The sequence below is a fragment of the Aeromonas sp. 25-248 genome, from assembly GCF_053005425.1.
On record NZ_JBRKTB010000024.1, the window covers coordinates 1 to 21,524 of the forward strand.

The window sequence follows — 21,524 nt, forward strand, 5'->3', positions numbered from 1 at the left end:
AACCTTCGAAGGCAGAGCCGTCAGATTTACAGTCTGATCCCTTTGGCCGCTCGGGAACCCCTCCCCAAGTGCGAGGCCGCATACTACCAGATCCGGCAAGGTTGTGAACCCCTTGGCCGCATTCTGACGACAAAAAAGTGTCAAGTGGTCATTTTTTGATATGTTTCGCTCAAAATTCACACTTTTCAATGACTTTTATGTCGCTGCCGAAACGGCGAGGGGGCGTAGGGGGGCTGGCAGCCAGGAGCCTCCGGCTCCTGGCGGATCATGGGGAGCGGGCGCTCGCTCAGGCGTCGGCGGGGCGGGCCTGCTGGCAACCCTGCACCGCATGGGCGATGAGTTCGAGGGCGCTCTGCTCGCAGGGGGGCAGCACCTCGTCGCAATTCGCGATCGGGGTGACGCGATCTCCCCATTTGATGAGGGCGGCGCCCCAGGTCAGCCCGGCCCCGAAGGCGGCGGTCAGCAGGTAGCTGTTCGGCTTGACCCGACCCTGCTCCAGCGCCTCGCACAGGGCGATGGGCACGGTGGCGGCGGAGGTGTTGCCGTACTGCTCTATGTTGACCATCACCTTCTCCATGGGGGCGTTCATCCGCTTGGCCAGGGTCTCGATGATGCGCACGTTCGCCTGGTGCGGCACGATGAGGTCGACCTGCTCGGGGGCGATGCCCGCCTGGGCCAGTACGGTGCCGGTGGCTTCACCCATGCCGCGCACGGCGCGCTTGAAGATCTCCTGCCCCTCGAAGTTGAAAGTGAAGAGGCCGTCAATGTCGGCGAAACGCACCCGATCCGTACCGAAATTCGGCACGTGCAGTATCTCCCGCGCTTCGCTGTCACAACCGAGCTTGCTGGCAATCAGGCCGCTCTCCTGCTCGCTCGCCTCGATGATGACGGCGCCGGCGCCATCCCCGAACAGCACGGCGGTGTCGCGCTTGGCCCAGTCCAGCAACTGGGTCAATCGCTCGGCACCGATCACCAGCACCCTTTGCATCATGCCGGTCTGCACCAGGGAGGTGGCGACCGAGAGGGCATAGACGAAGCCGGTGCAGGCGGCGTTGAGGTCGAACACCGCCGCCTTGTGGGCGCCGAGAGCCTGCTGCACGGCGGAGGCACCATTGGGGACCAGCGTGCCCGGTGTGGCGGTCGCCAGGATGATGCCATCGAGGGCGGCGGCGTCCAGACCTGCGCACGCCAGGGCGCGACGGGCGGCCAGGGTGGCGAGCGCCTGGGTGCTGACATGGGAGACCCGGCGGGCCTTGATGCCGGTGCGCGGGTAGATCCACTCGTCCGAGGTATCCATGATGGTGCCGAGGTCATCGTTGGTCAGCGAGGCGGGGGGCAGGCATTTTCCCCACCCGGTGATAGTGGCGTATGTCATCTTGTCGTCGCTTGTCGTGATGGCCGCTCTGGGGCGGAAAGTGGCGAAATTATGCCGCACGGGGCGTTCACTGTCATCCTGCGGCCCCTCCAGTGTAAGGGGAGTGGGGGGAGCAAGACCGTGATTTTGCTTAAATTTTCGCTTCTCCTTGCCGTAAGATGAAGGCCCGATCCCGGCGACCCCTTCCCGAGGTGACTCCTGTGCACAAAGCGAATCTCAATCTCTTGCCCACCCTCAAGGTGCTGCTGGAGACCCGCAATATCAGCCGGGCGGCGGAGCTGCTGAACCTGAGCCAGCCCTCCATCAGCAAGCAGCTCGGCCAGCTTCGCAGCGAGTTTGGCGACGAGCTGCTGGTGCGGGAAGGGCAGCGCTGGCTGCTGACACCGCGGGCCGAGGCCCTGGCGGCCCAGCTTGCCGATTCCCTCGGGGCCCTGGAGCGGCTCTACGAGGCGCCGGAATTTGCCCCCGAGCGCTGCGAGCGGGTGTTTCGGCTCGCCTCCTCCGACTACGTGGCCCAGCACATCCTGCCGGACATCTGTGCGGCCCTGGCGAGGGCCGCCCCCCAGGCGGCGCTGGAGTACAGCCTGTGGGACAAGCGCCAGTTGCCCCAGCTCTGGCAATCGGAGCTGGACATGGTCTCCACCATCACGGAGCTGGTGCCGGACCAGATCCGCGGCCTGCATCAGGGGGAGGACAGGCTGGTGGTGCTGATGGGGCGCCATCACCCGCTCTCTGGCATGGCGCTCAGCCTGGAGGATTACCTTGCATGGCCCCACCTGCAGGTGAGCGGGGGAGGGGACAAGGACAGCCCGGTGGAGCAGGTGCTGGCCCCCCGCGGGCTCTCCCGCCGCTGGTTTGCCCGGGTGCCCTTCTTCCAGGCCGCGGTGGAGGTGCTGCTGCGCACAGACTGTCTGATGACCACCCCGGCCCATATCGCCTGGCAGCTCTCCCGGGAACATGCCCTGAGTTTTTGCGATCTCCCCTTCGCCACCCGGGTCCAGCAGTATCATCTGCTGTGGCACCAGCGCCACCACCTGGATCCGGCTCACCGCTGGTTTCGCGAGCTGGCCTATCCCTTCCTGCGGGATCACCTGCAATTCACCCTGGGGGAGAGTCGCAAGCAGTTGGCCCGAGGGCCGCAGGTGAGCCGCTGATGGCAGCGGGTTGTGCCACTCTATAGCCACTGGCTATGGACTCTATTCATAACTTTCACTTCTGGCATAGCGAGCCACCCCCTACCCTGATCCCGGGTGACAACAATCGACACGAAGGAAGAGAAGGTATGGAGCTGACGAGTTGGCTGGCGCTGGCCGCCATTTGCGTGATGGGGGCCATCAGCCCGGGGCCGAGCCTGGCACTGATCATCCGCAATACGGTGCAGGGAGGGCAGGGCCACGGGGTCGCCACGGCGCTGGGACACGGCCTGGGAGTGGGCATCTATGCGCTGATCACGGCCCTCGGCCTCGCCATCCTGATCACCCAGACCCCGCTGCTGTTCGATCTCATCCGCTACGGCGGCGCGGCGTTCCTCGCCTGGCTCGGGATCAAGGCGTTGCTGGCCAGGCCCGCAGGGGGTGAGGCAGGCAAGGAGGAGGGGCACCCGCCACGGGGACGTCAAGGGGCGTTCGAGGGCTTTATGGTGGCCTTCTTGAACCCCCAGCTCGCCATCTTCTTTATCGCCCTGTTCAGCCAGTTCGTGCACGCCGACACCGGCTGGCGTGAGGGGGGCATCATGATGCTGACCGCAGGCGGCATCGATGCGCTCTGGTATGTGCTGGTGGCCCTGGTGCTCTCTCGCGGGCCCGTACTCGCCTGGCTCAAGGCCAAATCCACCGTGATCGACAAGGTGAGCGGCCTGGTGCTGCTGGGGCTGGCCCTCAAGGTCGTGATCTAGCTCCGCGTCGGGTGCCAGCGTAGTCGGCACTCTCTCAGGGCCAGGGGATGAGGGGGGCAGCCAGATGTCCTTGTACCGGGTCAATCCTGCATTCTGCGGTGATCTTAAGCGGGATCAAGGCGGGGGGCGGGGAGTCTGGCTAGAGTGGCGGCCATTTGCAGCCCTTCGAACCGGACGTTATGCGCGATCAGAACCATCACAACCGCCTGGAGTTGCTGGCCCCGGCCAAGAACCTCGCCTATGGCATCGAGGCCATCAACCACGGTGCCGATGCCGTCTACATGGGCGGCCCCGCCTTCGGTGCCCGCAGCGCAGCGGGCAACAGCCTCGAGGACATCGAGGCCCTGGCCCGCCATGCCCACCGCTTCGGCGCCCAGGTCTTCGTCGCCTTCAATACCCTGCTGCACGACCACGAGCTGGAGCAGGCCCGGCGCCTGACCCACCAGATCTACGAGGCAGGCGCCGATGCGCTGATCGTGCAGGACATGGGGCTGCTGGCGCTCGATTTACCCCCCATCGCGCTGCACGCCAGCACCCAGACCGACAACCGCACCCCGGAAAAGGTGAAGTTTCTGCAGGACGTGGGCTTCTCCCAGGTGGTGCTGGCCCGCGAGCTCTCCCTTGCGCAGATCCGCGAGATAAGCGCCGCCACGAGCGTGCAGCTGGAGTTCTTCATCCACGGCGCCCTGTGCGTCTCCTACAGCGGCCAGTGCAACATCAGCCACGCCCGCACCGGCCGCAGCGCGAATCGCGGCGAGTGCGCCCAGCTCTGTCGGCTGCCCTGTTCCCTGCAAACGCCAGGGGGGGAGGTGCTGGTGGAAAACAGCCACCTGCTCTCCTTGAAAGACATGGATCAGACCGACAATCTGGAGGCGCTGATCGCCGCAGGGATCCGCTCCTTCAAGATTGAAGGGCGCCTCAAGGGGCTCGACTACGTCAAGAACGTCACTGCCTGGTATCGTCAGAAGCTGGACACCATCCTGGAGCGCCGCCCCGATCTGGTGGCCGCTTCCGCCGGTCGTTGCAGCTACACCTTTACGCCGGATCCCAAGAAGAGTTTCAACCGGGGCAGCACCGACTACTTCCTCCATGGCCGACAGCCAGGCATCGACTCGCCGCGCAGCCCGAAATACGTAGGGGAGCCGCTCGGGCGCGTCACCAGCGTGACCCGCGATGGCATCGAGATCGACGGCCAGGCCGTTGCCCTCAACAACGGCGATGGCCTCGGCTTCTTCAAGCCGGGGGGCGAGCTGGTGGGGATGCGCCTCAATAAAGTGGAGGAGAAGGCACAGAGCAAGCGGTTACTCCTGTCGGAACCCATGCCCGGTCTCAAGGTGGGCACCGAGATCTTTCGCAACCACGATCAGGCCTTCAGCAAGCAGCTCGAAAAGGGGAGCGCGGATCGCCGCATCCGGGTCGATATGCGGCTATCGGAGTGCGACGAGGGACTGCGGCTTGAACTTGTGGACGAGCAGGGCATTGGCGCCGCCGTCACGCTCCCCTGCGACCAGCAGCCGGCCGACAACCCGGAACGGGCGCTGCAACAGGCCAGGGATCAGCTCGGCAAACTCGGCAACACCCTGTTTGTGGCGCGCCAGATTGAGTTGGCATTCACTCGCCCGCTATTTATTGCGGCTTCACAGCTTAACGGCTTGCGCCGGGAGGGGATTGCCGCCCTGGAAGCGGCCCGTCTGGCTGCCTACCGGCGACCCGAGCGGCGCATTCCCCTGCGAGGCGCCGTTTATCCCCAGCATCGGCTCTCCTACCTCGGCAACGTGCTGAACAGCGCGGCGGAGCAGTTCTTTCGCGAACACGGGGTGGGGAGCATCGCCCCCGCGTATGAGGCGAACAAGGAGGAGCGGGAAGTGGTGCTGATGACAACGAAGCACTGCATCCGCTACAGCCAGCAGCTCTGCCCCAAGGAGGTGCCCGGTCTCAAGGCCGAGCCCCTGGAGCTCAAGATGGGTAAGGAGAGTTTCCGCCTGCGCTTTGACTGCCATCGCTGCGAGATGCAGGTGATGGGCAGCCTGAAGAGGGGATGATTGCCCGTGTGGGCATGGGGCTGGAGCGGATTTGATGGCAGTATGGGGCGCGGCCTTGTCACGGATATCCCGTGGTGAGGCGCCTTCCCCCAGCCTTCTTCTGACAAAGGATCCGTCATGAACATCAATGCACTGCCGTTTTGCACCACGAACTGGGCCGAGGTCCCGCCGACCGAACACAAGGGAGAGCGCGGCGTCGCCCGCTGGCACACCCGGCAGTTCGGGGAGCTGCGGGTGCGAATGGTGGAGTACTCCCCCGGGTATCTGGCGGATCACTGGTGCAGCAAGGGCCATGTGCTGCTCTGCCTCGAAGGGGAGCTGCACACCGAGTTGCAGGATGGCCGCGTCTTCACCCTGACGCCGGGCATGAGCTACCAGGTGGCGGACAACGCCGAACCCCATCGCTCCTATACCGAACTGGGCGCTCGCCTCTTTATCGTCGACTGAGCTGCCCTCTTTCCCCTTGCGCTTCAGGAACTTGCCATGCTTGAACTCAGACCCAACTGCGAGTGCTGTGACCGGGATCTGCCCGCCGACACGGCGACGGCCTACATCTGCTCCTTCGAGTGCACCTTCTGCGCCGAGTGCAACGATCAGTATCTGCACCTGACCTGCCCCAACTGTGGCGGCGAGCTGGTCAGGCGCCCGCGCCGCCCGGCGGCCAAGCTGCTGAACAACCCCGCCTCCCTCCAGCGCGTCTTCAATCCGGCTCTGAAAGCGGCGCTGGGCAAGGGGGGCTAGGGCTCTCCCTTCATGGGAAGGGCTGGGCTGGCAACTGGCTCGCCCCGGTGGCTCTTGACCTTCTCCCGGCGGCAGCCCCTATCAAGGGGGCTCACACCAAAGGAGCAAAAGATGACGGAGCGATTCGAAGGAGAAGGGGCGAAGGCCTATGACAGCCGCATCCCCCTGCTGGTGCCAGGCTACGAGCTGCTGCACCAGCTTTGTGCCTCCCGGCTGATGGCCGCGCTGGGCCAGCAGGCCCGGGTGCTGCTGGTGGGGGTGGGCACGGGCAGCGAGTTGCTGCTGCTTGGCCGTCTCTGCCCCCGCTGGACCTTTGTGGCCCAGGATGTCTCGGCGGACATGCTGGCCCAGGCCAGGATGCGGGCCGAGCAGGCGGGCATGGGGGAGAGGGTGTGCTGGCACCTGGGCGCATTGCCTGTGGTGGATAAGCCTTGCGATGGTGCACTCTGTCTGCTGGTTCTGCATTTTCTGGCGCAAGATGCCAAAGCCGCGCTATTGGGTGATATTTATCGCCAGCTCAATCCTGGTGCTCCCCTGCTGCTGGCGGATCTGATGGCGCCCACGGACCCGCTCGAGCGAAAGGCGATGGGGTTGCAAGCGGCCCTCGCCGGTCTGCCGCTTCCTGCCTGCGAGCAGATGGTGCGCCGCCTCGGAGAGGATTTCACCTCCCTGGACGAGGGACAGACCCGGCGCCTCTTGCAAGGGGCTGGTTTCGCGGCGGCGCACCGCTTCTTTCAGGCGTTGGGGTTTCACGGCTGGCTGGCGCAGCGGCAGTGAGCCCTGGCCGGGTGGCGCCGGATCAACGAGAGGCCCTCTCCAGCGTCAGCAGTGCCTGCTTGATGGGCAGGCCTCCCGCATAGCCGGTGAGGCTGCCATTCTGGCCGATCACCCGGTGGCAGGGGATGATGATGGAGAGCGGATTGCGACCGTTCGCGGCACCCACCGCCCGCACCGCGTTTGGCTTGCCGATGGTGCGGGCGATGTCGCCGTAGCTGCGGGTCTCCCCGTAGGGGATGTCGCACAGCGCCTGCCACACCGCTTGCTGAAACGCCGTGCCCCTGGGGGCGAGCGGCAGGGTGAAGCGCTGCAACCGGCCCGCGAAGTAGTCCCGAAACTCGGCGAGGAAGGGGGCGAGCGCCTCGCCGTCCTGCTGCCAGTCCTGCATGTCGGGCAGCGGCCGCAGTCCGGCCAGGAAGTCCACATGGACCAGACCGCGCTCGTCGATGGCGACCAGCAGTTCGCCCTGGTCGGTGGGCATCATGTCATAGCGGATCATGGGCTCTTCTCCTCGTCTTGTGTCTGTGTTGGCCGGGTGAGCAGCGCCGGTTGTTCACTCATGGCGTGCCACAGCCAGCTCGCGGCATAGGCGCGCCACGGCTGCCAGGGGGCGCTGCGCGCTGTCACCTCTTTCACCGGCAGCTTGTCACCGCCCCCCAGCGCCTTTTGCAGCACGAGATCCGAGGCGGGGAAGGCATCCGTGTCGAGCCCGCAGCGCAGCCGCCAGTAAGCGACCGTCCAGGGACCTATGCCCGGCAGCGCGAGCAGTTGCTCGTCGCTTGCGCTGCCCAGGGTGAGTGCGCCGCTTGCGAGCGCCGAGGCCAGCCCTTGCAGGGTGCGGATGCGGCTGCCCGGCATACCGATGCCGTCAAGATCCAGCTCGCACAGCTGGGTCGGGGTGGGCAGCTGCGCGGTGCCGAACTGAGCCTGGGTGCGCGCCACCAGGCGCCCCATGATGGTGATGGCACCCTTGACCGACACCTGCTGGCCGACGATGGCGCGCAACATCACCTCGTATTCATCCCACCCCCCCGGCAGCCGCACCCCGGGCCATCGTCCCTGGATGCCGGCGAGCAGCGGATCCTGCCCCAGGTGTTCGCCGATGCGGCTCATGTCGGCGTCGAGATCCCACATGCGGCGCACGCGGTACAGGATGTCTGGCAGCGCGCCCGGCGGCAGATCCCGCACCGTGAGTCTGAGCCTCTCCCCCTCGACGGGCTCGATGCGGATGAGCCCCTCCTGTTCGCCGACCCGGTGGCGACGCTCGTAACCGTGCTCATCCACCCGCTCCAGCCCCGGAATGGCGCGCAACCGGTAGAACGCGAGCATGGCCTGGACGTCGAACGGCGGGCGATACAGCAGGTGCAGTTGCAGGCTAGATTGCGGTGTCTCCTGCGGCGCGCCCCCTTCCTGCTTGCGCAGGGCGCCCGGTGTCATGCCATACGCCTGCAGCCAGGCGTCGTTGAAGCGGCGAATGCTTGCAAAGCCTGCGGCAAACGCCACGTCCGTGATGGGCAGGCGCGTCTCCGTCAGCAGCCGTTTCGCAAGCAGCAGGCGGCGCGTCTGCTCCACCTGTTTCGGCGAGGCGCCGAGATGTTGCTCGAACTGGCGCCTCAGGGTGCGCTCCGTGATCCCGGCCTGCGTTGCAAGGGAACCCAGGCTGTGCTCCGCCAGCTCGCCGCGCTCGATGCGCGCCAGCACCTGGGCGACGAGCGGTGGCAGATCGCCGCTCTGAGCCGGTGCGAGCTCGGGGCGACAGCGCAGACAGGGGCGCAGCCCGTGCTGCTCCGCCGCCGCCGCGAAGCGAAAATAGCGCACATTGTGCTCGTGCGGTGCCCGCGCCGGACACTCGGGGCGGCAATAGATACCGGTGGAGAGCACCCCGGTGAAGAAGCGACCATCGAAACGCGCGTCTCGCGCGAGGCGTGCGGCGTGGCACTGCTCCCGGGTGAGACCCGGGATGATCTCGTCCCGTTGGGATGAATGCGGGGGCTCTGTGGTCATGGCATGGCTCGGGTTGCTGTGGGCATGTCCCAGAGACTAAGCGGGGGCGAGAGGGGTGACTAGCCAAAAACGGACAGGGATAGCAAAAATAGTGCGATCCGAGGAATCCCAGTCCTCCCTTTGTAAGGTTAGGGGGGCAGGACCCCACCCTAACCCTCCCCTTCGTAAGGGGAGGGGACAAACAGCTCCCCTCTGTGAACGGGGGCGGGGTTAGCTCCTCCCCCTTGTGAAGGGGGAGGCTGGGAGGGGGTTCAACCTCGCTTATTTCAGATAGCGCTGTTCGAGGTGTTTGCGCAGCCACTGGGGATTGAGCGCCTCACCGGTCGCGCGGCGAATGAGCTCGTCCGTGCCGTGCAGGCTGCCCTGGGACCAGATATGGCGACCGAGCCAGCCAAAGATCTCCGGCAGGCGGCCGGACTCTACGAGCGTGCCCATGTCGCCGAGCTCACGCTCGAGTGCAAAGCGCAGTTGCGCCGCGTACATGGCGCCGAGCGTGTAGCTCGGGAAGTAGCCAAACGAGCCGTCCGTCCAGTGGATGTCCTGCATGCAGCCATTCTGGTAATTGCCCTTCGTGGACAAGCAGAGCCACTGTTGCATCTTCGCGTCCCACAGCTCGGGGATGTCCGCGACCTCGATGCGCCCTTCCATCAGGTCCCGCTCCAGCTCGTAGCGCAGGATGACGTGGGCAGGGTAGGTGACCTCGTCCGCATCGACGCGGATAAAGCCGGGCTCGACCCTGTTGTACAGCTTCTCGAGGTTCGCGGGGGCGAGCGCGGCCTGTTCGCCGAAGTGTGCGCGGATGCGCGGTGCAATCTGTGCAAGGAACGCGGGGTGATGGCCGAGTTGCATCTCGCAGAACAGGCTCTGACTCTCGTGAATGCCCATGGAACGCGCCTCGGCCACCGGCTGGCCGAGCAGTGCGCGCGGCAGGCCCTGCTCGTAACGCGCGTGACCCGTCTCGTGGACGATGCCCATCAGGCTGGAGACGAACTCCTGCTCGTTGTAGCGCGTGGTGATGCGCACGTCCGTCGGCACGCCGCCGCAGAACGGGTGGCTGCTCACGTCGAGCCGGCCGTGGGCGAAATCAAAGCCGAGCAGCCCCATCACCTCCTGACCGAGCGCCTGCTGCGTTGGGATCGGGAAGGGGCCTTGCGGCGTAAGGAGCACGTCGCTCTTCTGCCGTTCGCTCACGGTCTGGATGAGGCCGGGCAGCCAGCTCGTCAGATCGCCGAAGATCTGATCCAGCCTCGCGCTCGTCATGCCGGGCTCGTACAGCGCCAGCATGGCGTCATAGGGGCGCACCCCGAGCGCGTCGGCGCGCAAGGTCGCCACCTCCCGCGACAGGCGCACCACCTCCTCGAGGTTAGGGGCAAAACCTGCCCAGTCGTTCTCCTTGCGCTGGCGACGCCAGGCGTGCTCGCATTTGCTGCCGGCCAGGGAAAGCGCCTCCACCAGCGCCCCCGGCAGCAGGCTCGCATCCTGCCACTGGCGCTTGATCTCCCGCAGGTTCGCACGCTGGTGCTCGTCCAGCGGTTCACTCTCTGCCTTGGCAATCCACTCCCCAAGCTCGGGGGCGGTGCGCTTGCCGTGGATCAGCACGCCGAGCTCCGCCATCGCCTCGGCGCGGGCCTCGTTGCCCCCCTCCGGCATCATGGCGGCCTGATCCCAGCCGCAGATGGCGGAGAGGTGGGAGAGGCGGTGCAGTTGTTGCTGATGTTGTTCGAGTTTCTGGTATGACATGGGATTGTCCTTGTTATCGTCCCTGATGATATGCACCCCGTACCTGGCATGATCGGGGCCGCCCGATGCTAGCACTGCCATCCACCCTGGTGCCACCCTCAGGCAGTCAGCCGAGGCGCTTCTGGTGCCGTTCGCGGTTTTCCGCCTTCTTGCGCTCGCTCTTGCGCAGCAATACGTAGAGCGCACCGCTGCCGCCGTGGCGGCGCTCGGCGCTGTGCATGGCCATCACCGAAGGCAACTGTGGCAGCCAGGCGCTGACATGGCTCTTGAGCAGGGCACGCGGGGTGCTGCGCTCCCCCTTGCCGTGCAGGATCAGCAGGCAGCGGATATCCCGTACTTCGCATTCGGCAATGAACTGCACCAGGGCGATACGGGCCTCGTTGAGCGTCTTGTGGTGCAGGTCGAGGGAGCCTTGCAGCTCGTATTTGCCAAGGCGCAGCTTCTTGTAGACCCCCTCCTGCACGCCGTCACGCTTGAAGCCGACGATGGCATGGGGGTCCAGCATCTCGACTGCTTCCGTGCCGAGGTGATCCAGGGTGAGTTGTTCGGCGGTGGCGGCTTCCCGGCGCGCGAGTTGCGCCTCGGTGGGCTGGCTGTTGCCCGCAACGGGGGCGATATGGTCGCTGCGAAGGGGCCGCACGTCGGCCACTTCCTGCAGGAACAGTGAGAGTTCGTCGTTATGAGACACGGCAGGCTCCCCGCATGAAAATGAGGGAGCCAGTATAGCGGGCCTTGGTGGGCCTTAGAATGGCAACGCTCGCAGGCCCCGGCCCTGCCGGGGAGGGCGGTCTGAGCGAGCCTGGTTATTGCCCCTCTTTGGGCGGCTCTGCGTGCATCACCTTGTAGATGAAATAGACCGCATAGGCGCTGATGAGCAGGAAGGTGCCGAAAATCACCAGCATGGACATCAGCCCCACGCTGTTGCCGAACATCAGGTTCATCCAGAATTCCATCTCGTTCACTCCTGTTACTGGGCGGTGACAGGCATGATAGATACCTCTTCAGGAGGGAGGGGATGATCTCGATCAACTCCCTCTCTGGTTATTTAATCGGCAGCGAATTCTGTGAGCCGACGCGCATCCGGCGCGTCAGGTCGCCGGACTGGACGCTATTTTGCTTTCTCCAGGGTCGGTTCGGTGAGGGGCGTGATGCGCCAGCCCTGCTGCTCCAGCAGGGCGAGCAGCCCGTGCTCGCCGTAAAGATGCAGGGCCCCTACCACGATAAAGCTCTCGTTCGGCAGGCTGGGCCACTTCTTGACCCAGTTGCGGTTGCGCTCTGCCAGCAGGGTCTGTTCCAGCCAGGCTTGTAGCTTGGGCGGCGCCATCTCCTCCCTGAGCAGATTGATGAGGGTGGCCTCGTCCCCGTTCTGCCAGGCGGTCATCACGGCGTCGAACCCCTGCTGGATGTCGGGCAGCTCGTCCAGGGTGCTCTCCAGCATCAAGGTCTGGTTGTCGCCGACGCTCGCGAGATAGCCGAGCTGCTCCAGCAGGGTCTCCAGCCCGACGATGGGCTTGCCACCGTCGTTCGCCCGCTTGGCGAAGTGCTGGTCGACACCGTATTCACCGCGATAGCCGGTGCGCTCCAGGGCTGCCTGGGTCAGGGTAATGGCCGCAAACCAGGGACGCAGCGGGGCCAGCATGCTCTCGTTCAGACCGTTCTGGCCCGCGGCGATGAGGGTGCGACGGTAGAGGTCGATGGGCAGGTGATCCTTGAGGGTCTTGCCGTCGACGAGCCGGGTGATGGCGCCCATCTCCTGCCACTGCTCCTGGCTGACGTGGGTCATGTCCACCTCCATCACCAGGGCGCGGCTCTGCTGCCAGGCGCGCTCCACCGGGTCCGGCAGGGGATAGAGAGAGGGTTTGCCCGCGTGGATGGACCCCAGCAGCCAGTGCTGTTCGTTGCCCTTGTTGATGCGGTAGAAGGCCGGATCGGCCATGGCATGGAGCGGCAGCAGCAGACAGAGCAGGAAGGAGAGCAGCGTGGGATGGAATCTCATGAGGCACCTTATGTGAGCGGGATGAGTGCTCTATGATAAGTCCTCATTTGTCACAGCCAAGAGGTTTCCCATGCCCCACCTTCGTTTTCGGGCAGTTTCTGTCGACACCCTGCAGCGGATAAGCGCCCCCCTGATGGCGGATCTCTGCGCCCTGACCGGTGGCAAGCCGGAGTTCGTCACCCTGGAGTGCGTACCGAGCCAGTGGGTACGAGATGGCCAGCCCGAAGCCGGTTTTCCCTTCGTGGAGCTGGTCTGGTTCGAGCGACCGCAGGAGATACAGGATGCCGCCGCCGCCCTCATCACCCGCCACCTGAAAGGGGTGCTGGGGGAGCAGACCTATGTGGTGGTGCAGGTGCTGCCCATCGTCAAGAGTCACTACTACAGCAACGGCCAGCACTATTGAGCGGGCATCGTTGCTAAGACAGGTGCATGTCAAGAGGAGGGCCCGCCGAGGGCACCTTTATCAGGCGGATTTGATCAGCAGCTTGTCCAGCCAGCGGCTTGGCAGCAGGCGGCGCAGCACGGTAAACAATTTGGTCGGGAAGGTGACCGGGTAGCGGTGCTTGGGACGCTTGCTCGTGAGCGCATGCAGTAACGGCGGGATGCAGGCCTCGCTTGGCAGGGTAAAGCCCCGGGCACCCCCTTCGCGCTCCAGCCTGGCCAGTGTCTGGGCATAGGCGTCCTGGTGGCGGCTGGTGGCGGGGTCTATGTGGCGCAGGAAGGCCTCCCGGGCATTGGCGCGAAACCGGGTGTCGATGGGGCCGGGTTCGATCAGGCTGATGTGCACGCCGCTGCCCGCGAGTTCCAGGCGCAGGGTATCGGTATAGCCTTCCAGCGCGAACTTGCTGGCGTTGTAGGCGCCACGATACTTCATGGCCACCAGGCCAAGCACCGAGCTGTTCTGTACGATGCGCCCCTCGCCTGCCGCCAGCATGGGGGGCAATATCTGGCGAATGAGGTGATGCCAGCCAAAGAGGTTGGTCTCGAACTGCTCGCGCAGCGCCTCGGTGGGCAGATCTTCCAGCGCACCGGGCTGGCCGTAGGCGCCGTTGTTGAAGAGGCCGTAGAGGCGCCCTTCTGCCAGGGCCAGCGCCTCTGCCGCCCCTCGCTCTATGCTGGCGCTGTCCGCCAGATCCAGTTGCACCGCCAACAGACCCTGCTGCTGCAGCAGGGCTACATCCTCGCCCTTGCGGGCGGAAGCGATGACGGTGAAGCCCAGGGCGCCGAGCTTTCTTGCGGCGGCGAGGCCGATGCCGCTGGAGCAGCCGGTGACGAGCACGAAGGGATGGGGCATGAGCATGGTCCTGGTTGACGGCCGGCAGGTGGCCCGAAGCGGGCATGGTAGCGTGGTGCCACCAAAAACAAAACCGGGCCAGAGGCCCGGTTTTCGGTCACGTCAGATGCCTGATTACATGATGGTGAACGGCATGATGATGTGGAACTTGACGTCATGCTCGGAGCTGAACATGTTCGGGTAGTACCAGCTGCCCTTGTCGTCCTGTTCGTTGTTGTAGTCGGTGTAGTGCAGCTTGAACAGGGTGCCCTTCAGCTTGCCGTCCTGCACTGTGTACATGACGTCGAAGTTGGCTGCCCACTCTTTGCCGCCTTCCAGGGACTTGTCGCCGTTGTTGGCATCCCAGCCGTAGGCACCGGAGACACCCACGCCCCAACCCGGTGCACCCACCAGATCATCCAGGGAACGAGTCACGCCGAAGAACAGGGCTTTCTCGTCGTTGTGGTTCCAGTCGGAGCGGGAATCCCACCAGATTTCGTTCGCGCCCTGGGAGTTGCCGTAGCCGCGGGTCAGACGGGGCAGGTAGTTGCCCAGATCCCCTTCAGCCTTGGTCCACAGGCCTTCCAGACGGAAGCCATAGGGGCCGGCTGCCCAGCTGGCGGTCAGGGCTTGTTGCCAGGCCAGGCCGTCATAGTCGCTGTTCTCGGTGTCGGAACCGTAGAACTGGTAGCTGGTGTTCAGGCCACCCAGTACGTCGAACTTGTGGGCCAGCTTGAAGTGGTAGCTGTCCATGTAGCCTTCGGACTGACCGAAGCCGGCGGTGACGGCAGTGCCGTTCTCGAAGGTGTAGCGAGCGGCCAGACCGTGGATGTAGTCGATCTTGTTCGCATCGGTGAAGGGATCGCTGGCATAGGGGCTGCTCTTGGAGAAGCCGGTGGTGTTCTTGAACCAGGGAGCCTTGTACTCGTCGGCGATGGCGTAGGTCAGGTAGAGGCCGCCGAAGGTGCCTTCGATCTGGCCACCACGGTAGGTACCGGGTTGATAGGACCAGTTGACGCCGAGGATGCCGGGTACATAGAGCTGGGTGTAACCACCCTTGGCGGTGACGGCGTCACCGAACTTGAATTTCAGGGCGGCGTTGGAGAGGCTGAAGCCGTTCTCGGGAACGCCGTCACCACCTGAACCCCACTTGTCGCCCCAGAAGGAGAACTCGTTCTCTTCGTTGACGCCATTGCTCTCGTCAACGGCCAGGTCGTAGGCACCGAAGCCGCCCACGTCGACGCCGACCACACCCCATGCATAGCCGGAGTTGAAGTTCAGGGCTGCCTGGGTGGTGGCATGGCTCAGGTTGGAGTGGTATTTGCCATCCTGACCCGGACCGGCCTGGACGCGATCACGCTCACGCTGGAAGTAGAACAGGCCACCGGTGAGCTTGCCTTCGTCGATGAAGGCGCTGTAGGACTTGCCGTATTCCGGGCTCATCATGTCTTGAGCGGCGAACGCCATGCCGGGTGCGACCAGTGCCGCGACCACGGCAGCACTCAACGCGGCGCGCTTGAAGATCACTTTTTCCATTTGTTATTGCTCCTGATTTTATGGACTTAGCTTTTTTATCCGGCAGTCGGGTAGGCACCCGCCGCTCGGTATTGGCATTGCAATCAACACCCCGAAGGGCAAAAAAATGGTTCTCTGTCGTGCCCTTGTGCCTGATGCCTTGGCGCATCGGTCGGGGCTATCTGCATCGTTACAGTCGTTATTTTTTGGCTGTCGATCCTTGGCGATCTGACATCACCAAGAGTACGTTCGCGGTGCGAAATATCAATGTAAAGTTCCCGGCAAGTTTCAAAAATATGACCGAGTGCAAATAATCATGATTCTTGGTGTGGGCACTCCCAGGCCACTCATGTCGGCAATGACAGCGCTTTCATGGTGATTTCACCGTTCTCCTGCGCAGATCTTGCCGTCAAGGCAGAACTTTCTTTGTTAACCCGGTGGCAACATATAATTTTGTATCACAAAAAAAGATGGGCCCGGCGGGATGCCCACTGTCATGAGCGTGAGCCGTCGCCCGACAGACAGGGGGACCAGGGATGTGAAAGGGGTGAGGGAGCCTGTGACTGAATGGATGAGGCAACCCGTCATCGGCCTTGAGGACATGACGGGAGTATCAGGGGAAGGCTTGCGGCAAGGCCGGGCCGCGGGCAGGTAGACAGGGAACGCGCCCCGGGTCTGGTGCGAACCAGACCCGGGGGTTATCAGGCCTGGCTCAGGATCCGGGGGATCTGCTGGGCCTGGTGGTGTATGTGCTCCGAGACCTGCACCGAGAGGCGGCTACCCTGGCGTGCGTGCTGGCTGATGCGACCAATGAGGGCGGCGAAGCTCGCCAGCCTGTGCTCCTGGCTCTTGGCATTGTCGGCGCCCTGCAGGGCGATGACGGCGGTGCTGCGCGCCATCTCCCGCACCGTCAGGGTGGTCTGGCGCAGCTGTTCCGCCTGCTGGCGCTGCTCGGCGGCCTCTGCAGTGATGCGGGCCAGCACGGTGGCGAGCTGATCCCCCGCCTGGGTGAGGCTCGCCAGGATCTCGGTGATCTGGCCGAGGGAGCGCTGGGTGTCGGCGGAGAGGTGGCGCACCTCGTCGGCTACCACCGCGAAGCCGCGTCCCTGCTCCCCGGCCCTGGCCGCCTCGATGGCGGCGTTGAGGGCCAGCAGGTTGGTCTGCTGGGAGATATGGCCGATGACGTCGACGATGGCGGTCACGTCCTCCACCGAGCGGGTCAGCTGGGCCAGGGCGCCGCTGCTCTCGTCGATGGCGAGCCCGGTCTGGGCGGTAGCCGTCAGCATGCCCCCGACCAGCCGCTCGCTCTGGCTCATGGAGTGTTCATTGTGCTGGGCGTGCTGGGCTATTTCGGCGGCAACCTGGTGCACCTCGCTGGCGAGCTGGTTGAGCTCCTGCATCATGGTGTCACTCTCGTCCACCGCCTGCTCCGTGGTGCGGGTGCTGTGATGGATCTCCTGCACCTGGTTGACCATCCCTTGCAGACTTTGCGACACCGCCGATAGCTGGCCCTCTTTCTGCTGCTGATCCTGTTGCAGGCGCTGTATCAGGCGGTTGTAGCTCGCGACGATGTCCGCCAGTTCGTTGCGCTCGCGCCCCGGTGTCAGCAGCTGGGCCTGACCCGTGGCGTCGAGCTGCAGGAAGGCTGCCCGCAGTTGCAGCAGGGGCCTGACCAGCCAGCGACGCTGCACCAGGGCGAACAGCAGGGCCACCACGACCAGGCAGAGCGCCAGCACGCCGAGCACGGTGGCCAGCTCCCGGTTCATGGTCTGACGGGCGGCGGCGAGTTGTTCACCCAATTGCTCCCCCGCTTGCAGCAGCTGGGTGATGTCCTGCTGCACCATCTGACGAGCGGCCTGCTGCTGTTGCAGCGTCTTGCGGCTGTTTTCCAGCTCCTGGGGATAGCGCTTGAGCAGGGAGGTCAGCTCGGCTTTGGGCTGATCCCCGAGCTCCTTGCGTATCGGCTCTCCCAGGGTGAATTCGTCGGCCGGTGCCTCCTCGAAAAGCTCCATGCTCGGCAGGGCGGCCAGGGCGTCCGCCTGCTTTTGCAGGGCAGCCAGCTCGAATTGCAGCCCTTCGAGACGCTTGGCACTCGCCTGCTCCATGTAGTTCTGGCGCTGGTGGGCGAGGGAGGGGAGGGCGGTCAGGATGTCGGCCGCCCCCTGGCGATACTGCTCGGCAAGGGCCGGATCCCGCCCGGCGGCTGCTCCCTGCTGGCCGTAACGGAGCAAGGTTTTGGCCTGGGTGGTCAACTCGTTCTCGGCATTCTGCAGCAACCACTGGCTGTTGCCGGAGAGCTTGCCCGCCGCCAGATAGTCGCCGTCAATGCGGGTTTTCATCTGCTCAAGCCGGGCGTTTAGCGGCTGGGTCTGGGGATCCTCCAGGCGGGACAACAGCGCCAGCGCCTGCTGGCGCACCCCCTGTGCCTGGGCCAGCAACAGGGGATCCCCGCTGCCGAGATAGTCGCGAAGCGCCCCCTGCAGCGGACCGCTCAGTTGCTGTTGCAGGCGCTCCTGCAGACGCTGGGCCTGGGCCGAGTGGTTGAATTGTTGCCAGCCATGATAGAGCGCGGTGGCCTGAACACCGGCCACCAGCAGCAAGACGAGGGAAGAGAGGGAGGCAAAATGGGCAATTTTCACATCAGATTCCTGCTTGAATCACGCAATGGGCGCGAGCTTAATCAGGTCTGATGGCGTTTTTATGACAGTGGCCGTGCCAGCTCCCGTTGACTTGGGCTCTTCACCAGCAGGCCGAGCAGGGCGCCGCCCATGATGAGCCCCCCCGCCAGCAGATGGCGCGGGGTGAGCGCCTCGCCGTTGAGCCAGACCAGCAGCAGGGTGCTCAGCAAGGGAGTGAGGTAGGCGAGCGCGCCGATGCGGCGCGGATCCCCGTCCCGCAGCGCCAGATACCAGGTGACGAAGGCCGCCCCCATGGGGCCGAGGGCGAGCCCGACGATGAGCAGCCAGTCCCCCTGGGGGATCCGGGCGAATGGCAAGGGGCCTTCCAGCATCCATGCCAGTAGCAGGGCCAAGAGGCCTGCGGGCAGGCAGGCGGCGGCCGTGACCACGGCGGGAGCGGGAGGCAGGCGGCGGGAGAGCACGGAGTAGGCGCCCCAGACGATGGCGGCGCCGAGGGCCAGCAGGTAGCCGGGCAGATGGGCCTGTTGCAGTTGCAGGTGACCATCGACCATCACCAGCACCGATCCCGCGAGACCCAGGGCCCCGGCCAGCAGATGGTGCAGGCTCAGGGGATGACCCGGCAGCAGCAAGGGGGTGAACAGGATGATGCACAGCGGCCAGAGGTAGTTGATGAGGTTTGCCTCCAGCACGGGGGCGTGGCGAAAGCTTGTGAACAGCAGCAGGTGATAGAGCAGCAGGGCGGTGATGGTCACCAGCCAGGTGAGGGGGCTGGCGCGCCACTGGCGCCAGAATGGCAGGGTGCCCGCCCCGCAGAACAGCAGCACCAGCCCCACCAGCACCAGCGGCGAGACGCTGGTGATCCGGGAGGTGAGCGCGGCGAGGGAGGCCCACAACAAGATGGTGAGCAGGGCAAAACCGGTGGACTTGTCCCACCAGGAAGACGCAGGCATCCAACACTCCTTTGCAAGATGAATGAACGAAAAAGAGGGCCAGTCTAGCAGACTGGCCCTCGTCACACAGCGTTGCCGTGACGGTGCGGGTTATGACTCCCGGCTCGGGACGGCCCCTGCCGACGGAGCCAGGGACTGCCCCTTGACGTACCAGACGATGAGGGCCAGCACCAGCAGCGGCAGCACGGGGTCGAACCAGGTGCCGCCGGAGCCGAACAGCAGGTTCAGCAGGGCGACGCCGGTGCCGCCGATGGCCCAGGCGATGGTGGTCGGGATGGACCAGACGATCATCTGCTGCTTGACGTCGGAGATCCCCATCATGCGGTTGACCACCCAGAACAGGCTGTCGTTGAAGTAGCCGAAGAAGAGCGACCCCATGGTGGCGGCCTGGGCGGCCAGCAGCATGTTGACCCCGGGGATCTGCGCCAGAATGGGGGCGGAGATGGAGGCCGCCGTCACCATGGCCACGGTGCCGGACCCCTGGATGAGGCGCACCAGGGTCGCCACGATGAAGGGGATCAGGATGGGGGAGATGGGCAGCTGGGCGATCTGCTCGGCCAGTTGCTGACCTGCGCCACTGTCGCGCAGCACGGCCCCCAGCGCCCCACCGGCACCGGTCACCAGCAGGATGATGCCGGCGGATTGCAGCCCCTCTTCCAGGCGGGCGGCGGTGGCGTGCCTGTCCATGTGCGGGACCAGGGTATAGACCGCCAGCAGCACGCTGATGGCCAGCGCGATGATGGGGGTGCCGATGAAGTTGATGCCCTGCACCAGGGGGTTCGCCATCAGGCCGTCCATGCCCTCCAGGGTGGCCAGAGTGGTGAAGATGGCCTTGACGAAGATGAGCACGATGGGCACCAGGATCGGCAGCAGCGACAGGGTCAGGCTCGGCAGGGTCTTGCCCTCCTTCTCCTTGAGGTACTGCTCATAGGTGGCTTGCAGTTCGTCCGGGGTCTGGGCGGCCTGGGCACCGAACTCGGGGTACTTCTTGTCGAGCCACTGGGCGTAGAAGACGATGCCGAGCACGCAGGGGATGGCCAGGGCCATGCCGGTCAGCAGCATGGCGCCGATGTCCACGCCAAACAGGCCTGCAACCCCCAGCGGGCCCGGGGTCGGCGGCACGGTATGGTGGGTTACCACCAGGCCGCCCGCGAGCGCCACCCCCAGGGTGAGCAGGGAGCGCTTGCCGCTTTTCGCCAGCGCCTTGGCCACCGGATAGAGGATGACGAAGGCGGAATCCACGAAGATGGGGATGCTGACGATGTAGCCCGTGATGGCCAGGGCCCACTCCTCGCGGCGCTTGCCGAGCCACTTGATGAAGCTGTAGGCGATCTGTTCGGCGGCGCCGGAGACCTCAAGCAGGCGGCCCATCATGACCCCGAGGCCAATGACGATGCCGATGCTGCCGAGGGTGGAGCCAAAGCCCTGGGTGATCACGGTGAGGGTCTTGTCGATGCTCATACCGCCGGTGATCCCGGCGATGCAGGCCGCCGCCAGCATGGCGATCAGGGCGTGCACCCGGGTACGGATGACCAGGAACACCAGCACGAAGACCGCGATGATGAGACCGATGATGGGGGTTGGGATGTCGCTCATGATGCCTCCTGCATGTCATGGGTGATGAAACTGTCGATGATGTCGGCAAACGTCCTGTCTGCCGCGAAGCCGAGGGTGCTGGCCCGCTGGTTGTCGATGCGTCCCGGCCAGCTCGCGACTATGCGCTCGATGGCCGGATCGGCGGCAAACTGCACCCGATCCCGGGCCGCCTGGCCACCGACCCGTGCGAGGGCCTCCAGCATCTCGCCGACGGTCACGCTGATGCCGGGCAGGTTGATGCTGCGGGCGTCACCGGTGGCGGGAAGTCTGGCCGCCAGCAGGAAGTTCGCGACCACGGTGGCGGGGCTGGAGAGCCAGAGGCGCAGATCCGGGCTCACCGGGCAGAGGGCGCTCTCCCCTTGCAGCGGCTCGCGGATGATGCTGCTGACAAAGGAGGAGGCGGCGCGGTTCGGCTTGCCCGGCCGCACGCAGATGGTGGGCAGGCGCAATACCAGACCGTCGACGAAGCCCTTGCGGCTGTAGTCGTTGACCAGCAGCTCTCCCATGGCCTTCTGGGCGCCGTAGGAGGAGGTGGGGGTCAGGGCGGTACCGTCATTCACCAGCTCCGGCAGCGGGCCGCCATAGACGGCGAGCGAGCTGGTGAAGACGAAGCGGATGCCCGGCCGGGCATGGCGGCACGCCTCCAGCAGGGTGCGGGTGGTGTCCAGGTTGACCTTCCAGCCCAGATCGAAGTCCTGCTCCGCGTGGCTGCTGACGATGGCGGCCAGGTGGTAGACCACGGCGGTCCGCTCGCTGATGAGGGACTCGGCGACACCGGGTTCGGTGAGGTCGGCCCGCAGACAGCGAACCCTGGGGTCCGGCAGGGGGGATTGCGGCTGCTGGATGTCCACCAGCAGCAGCTCGGTGAAGGGGTGGGGGCCTTGCAGCAGGGCCCGGGCCAGTTTCTGGCCCAGGAAGCCACCGCCGCCGGTGATGATGATCTGCATCTTGTTATCCTCAGACTCGTTCATGTTCAGGGTCG

At 65.2% G+C, this 21,524-nt stretch carries 20 protein-coding genes; 7 read left to right on the forward strand and 13 right to left on the reverse strand.

The genetic code is table 11. The features are described 5' to 3' along the window. Positions 1-286: 286 nt before the first annotated feature. Positions 287-1,375, reverse strand: coding sequence for a ketoacyl-ACP synthase III (locus ACVDHI_RS20325; RefSeq protein ID WP_210600426.1), 1,089 nt, complete (start codon positions 1,373-1,375; stop codon positions 287-289). Between the two features lie 200 nt (positions 1,376-1,575). Here ACVDHI_RS20325 and ACVDHI_RS20330 point away from each other — a divergent pair, with 200 nt between their 5' ends. The 6 genes from ACVDHI_RS20330 (at position 1,576) to ACVDHI_RS20355 (ending at position 6,829) form a co-directional block, all read left to right on the forward strand. Beyond that, the gene (locus tag ACVDHI_RS20330; RefSeq protein WP_447212459.1) at positions 1,576-2,529 is read left to right on the forward strand and encodes a LysR family transcriptional regulator; all 954 of its coding nucleotides are present in this window, start codon (positions 1,576-1,578) and stop codon (positions 2,527-2,529) included. A 128-nt stretch (positions 2,530-2,657) separates the two neighbouring features. Further along, positions 2,658-3,269, forward strand: coding sequence for a LysE family translocator (locus ACVDHI_RS20335; protein WP_039041052.1), 612 nt, complete (start codon positions 2,658-2,660; stop codon positions 3,267-3,269). 179 nt (positions 3,270-3,448) lie between these two features. Beyond that, positions 3,449-5,311, forward strand: coding sequence for a peptidase U32 family protein (locus tag ACVDHI_RS20340; protein WP_239054006.1), 1,863 nt, complete (start codon positions 3,449-3,451; stop codon positions 5,309-5,311). A gap of 117 nt (positions 5,312-5,428) precedes the next feature. After that, on the forward strand, positions 5,429-5,758 hold the full coding sequence (locus tag ACVDHI_RS20345; protein WP_042880515.1) for a DHCW motif cupin fold protein: 330 nt from the start codon (positions 5,429-5,431) through the stop codon (positions 5,756-5,758). A 36-nt stretch (positions 5,759-5,794) separates the two neighbouring features. Further along, positions 5,795-6,052: a DUF1272 domain-containing protein gene (locus tag ACVDHI_RS20350; protein WP_041211221.1), complete on the forward strand. Its 258-nt coding sequence runs from the start codon at positions 5,795-5,797 to the stop codon at positions 6,050-6,052. Between the two features lie 111 nt (positions 6,053-6,163). After that, entirely contained in the window at positions 6,164-6,829 is a 666-nt protein-coding gene (locus ACVDHI_RS20355) for a class I SAM-dependent methyltransferase (RefSeq protein WP_319892057.1), read from the forward strand. A gap of 22 nt (positions 6,830-6,851) precedes the next feature. On the opposite strand, the gene ACVDHI_RS20360 is transcribed toward ACVDHI_RS20355, so the two are convergent. The 6 genes from ACVDHI_RS20360 to ACVDHI_RS20385 form a co-directional block, all read right to left on the reverse strand. After that, the gene (locus tag ACVDHI_RS20360; protein ID WP_109112810.1) at positions 6,852-7,328 is read right to left on the reverse strand and encodes a methylated-DNA--[protein]-cysteine S-methyltransferase; all 477 of its coding nucleotides are present in this window, start codon (positions 7,326-7,328) and stop codon (positions 6,852-6,854) included. After that, positions 7,325-8,833, reverse strand: a complete 1,509-nt coding sequence (locus ACVDHI_RS20365) for an AlkA N-terminal domain-containing protein (RefSeq protein ID WP_447212460.1) — start codon at positions 8,831-8,833, stop codon at positions 7,325-7,327. Before ACVDHI_RS20365 ends, ACVDHI_RS20360 begins: the two co-directional genes overlap by 4 nt. Positions 8,834-9,094: 261 nt before the next feature. Then, positions 9,095-10,573 (reverse strand): carboxypeptidase M32, encoded by a 1,479-nt coding sequence (locus tag ACVDHI_RS20370; protein WP_447212461.1) that lies wholly within the window; start codon positions 10,571-10,573, stop codon positions 9,095-9,097. Between the two features lie 106 nt (positions 10,574-10,679). Then, the gene (gene smrA, locus ACVDHI_RS20375; RefSeq protein WP_010673286.1) at positions 10,680-11,261 is read right to left on the reverse strand and encodes a DNA endonuclease SmrA; all 582 of its coding nucleotides are present in this window, start codon (positions 11,259-11,261) and stop codon (positions 10,680-10,682) included. A gap of 115 nt (positions 11,262-11,376) precedes the next feature. After that, entirely contained in the window at positions 11,377-11,526 is a 150-nt protein-coding gene (locus ACVDHI_RS20380) for a DUF3149 domain-containing protein (protein ID WP_010673287.1), read from the reverse strand. A gap of 155 nt (positions 11,527-11,681) precedes the next feature. Beyond that, positions 11,682-12,569 carry a TraB/GumN family protein gene (locus tag ACVDHI_RS20385; RefSeq protein WP_323912604.1) on the reverse strand — a complete coding sequence of 296 codons (888 nt, stop codon included), beginning with the start codon at positions 12,567-12,569 and terminating at the stop codon, positions 11,682-11,684. Positions 12,570-12,639: 70 nt separating this feature from the next. Between ACVDHI_RS20385 and ACVDHI_RS20390 the strand changes: the two genes are divergently transcribed. Beyond that, positions 12,640-12,972 (forward strand): DUF1904 family protein, encoded by a 333-nt coding sequence (locus ACVDHI_RS20390; RefSeq protein WP_447212462.1) that lies wholly within the window; start codon positions 12,640-12,642, stop codon positions 12,970-12,972. A gap of 60 nt (positions 12,973-13,032) precedes the next feature. Here ACVDHI_RS20390 and ACVDHI_RS20395 read toward each other — a convergent pair whose 3' ends face one another. The 6 genes from ACVDHI_RS20395 to denD form a co-directional block, all read right to left on the reverse strand. Beyond that, complete coding sequence (locus ACVDHI_RS20395) at positions 13,033-13,863, reverse strand: SDR family oxidoreductase (RefSeq protein WP_447212463.1); 831 nt, start codon at positions 13,861-13,863, stop codon at positions 13,033-13,035. Positions 13,864-13,977: 114 nt separating this feature from the next. Beyond that, the gene (locus ACVDHI_RS20400) at positions 13,978-15,378 is read right to left on the reverse strand and encodes an OprD family outer membrane porin (protein ID WP_010673291.1); all 1,401 of its coding nucleotides are present in this window, start codon (positions 15,376-15,378) and stop codon (positions 13,978-13,980) included. Between the two features lie 680 nt (positions 15,379-16,058). Further along, positions 16,059-17,996, reverse strand: coding sequence for a methyl-accepting chemotaxis protein (locus ACVDHI_RS20405; protein WP_048208226.1), 1,938 nt, complete (start codon positions 17,994-17,996; stop codon positions 16,059-16,061). Between the two features lie 59 nt (positions 17,997-18,055). Further along, a complete protein-coding gene (locus ACVDHI_RS20410) occupies positions 18,056-18,946 on the reverse strand; it encodes a DMT family transporter (protein WP_447212464.1) in 891 nt (296 codons plus the stop codon). Positions 18,947-19,036: 90 nt separating this feature from the next. Continuing rightward, positions 19,037-20,542, reverse strand: a complete 1,506-nt coding sequence (locus ACVDHI_RS20415) for a GntP family permease (protein ID WP_042017724.1) — start codon at positions 20,540-20,542, stop codon at positions 19,037-19,039. Next, positions 20,539-21,513 (reverse strand): D-erythronate dehydrogenase, encoded by a 975-nt coding sequence (gene denD, locus ACVDHI_RS20420; RefSeq protein WP_447212465.1) that lies wholly within the window; start codon positions 21,511-21,513, stop codon positions 20,539-20,541. Before denD ends, ACVDHI_RS20415 begins: the two co-directional genes overlap by 4 nt. Positions 21,514-21,524 lie beyond the last annotated feature (11 nt).

Coding starts and splice junctions, on each gene's coding strand:
- ACVDHI_RS20325 (WP_210600426.1), bottom strand. CDS start 1,375: ATGACATACGCCACTATCACCGGGTGGGGAAAATGCCTGCCCCCCGCC.
- ACVDHI_RS20335 (WP_039041052.1), top strand. CDS start 2,658: ATGGAGCTGACGAGTTGGCTGGCGCTGGCCGCCATTTGCGTGATGGGG.
- ACVDHI_RS20340 (WP_239054006.1), top strand. CDS start 3,449: ATGCGCGATCAGAACCATCACAACCGCCTGGAGTTGCTGGCCCCGGCC.
- ACVDHI_RS20345 (WP_042880515.1), top strand. CDS start 5,429: ATGAACATCAATGCACTGCCGTTTTGCACCACGAACTGGGCCGAGGTC.
- ACVDHI_RS20350 (WP_041211221.1), top strand. CDS start 5,795: ATGCTTGAACTCAGACCCAACTGCGAGTGCTGTGACCGGGATCTGCCC.
- ACVDHI_RS20355 (WP_319892057.1), top strand. CDS start 6,164: ATGACGGAGCGATTCGAAGGAGAAGGGGCGAAGGCCTATGACAGCCGC.
- ACVDHI_RS20360 (WP_109112810.1), bottom strand. CDS start 7,328: ATGATCCGCTATGACATGATGCCCACCGACCAGGGCGAACTGCTGGTC.
- ACVDHI_RS20365 (WP_447212460.1), bottom strand. CDS start 8,833: ATGACCACAGAGCCCCCGCATTCATCCCAACGGGACGAGATCATCCCG.
- ACVDHI_RS20370 (WP_447212461.1), bottom strand. CDS start 10,573: ATGTCATACCAGAAACTCGAACAACATCAGCAACAACTGCACCGCCTC.
- ACVDHI_RS20380 (WP_010673287.1), bottom strand. CDS start 11,526: ATGGAATTCTGGATGAACCTGATGTTCGGCAACAGCGTGGGGCTGATG.
- ACVDHI_RS20385 (WP_323912604.1), bottom strand. CDS start 12,569: ATGAGATTCCATCCCACGCTGCTCTCCTTCCTGCTCTGTCTGCTGCTG.
- ACVDHI_RS20390 (WP_447212462.1), top strand. CDS start 12,640: ATGCCCCACCTTCGTTTTCGGGCAGTTTCTGTCGACACCCTGCAGCGG.
- ACVDHI_RS20395 (WP_447212463.1), bottom strand. CDS start 13,863: ATGCCCCATCCCTTCGTGCTCGTCACCGGCTGCTCCAGCGGCATCGGC.
- ACVDHI_RS20400 (WP_010673291.1), bottom strand. CDS start 15,378: ATGGAAAAAGTGATCTTCAAGCGCGCCGCGTTGAGTGCTGCCGTGGTC.
- ACVDHI_RS20410 (WP_447212464.1), bottom strand. CDS start 18,946: ATGCCTGCGTCTTCCTGGTGGGACAAGTCCACCGGTTTTGCCCTGCTC.
- ACVDHI_RS20415 (WP_042017724.1), bottom strand. CDS start 20,542: ATGAGCGACATCCCAACCCCCATCATCGGTCTCATCATCGCGGTCTTC.
- denD (WP_447212465.1), bottom strand. CDS start 21,513: ATGAACGAGTCTGAGGATAACAAGATGCAGATCATCATCACCGGCGGC.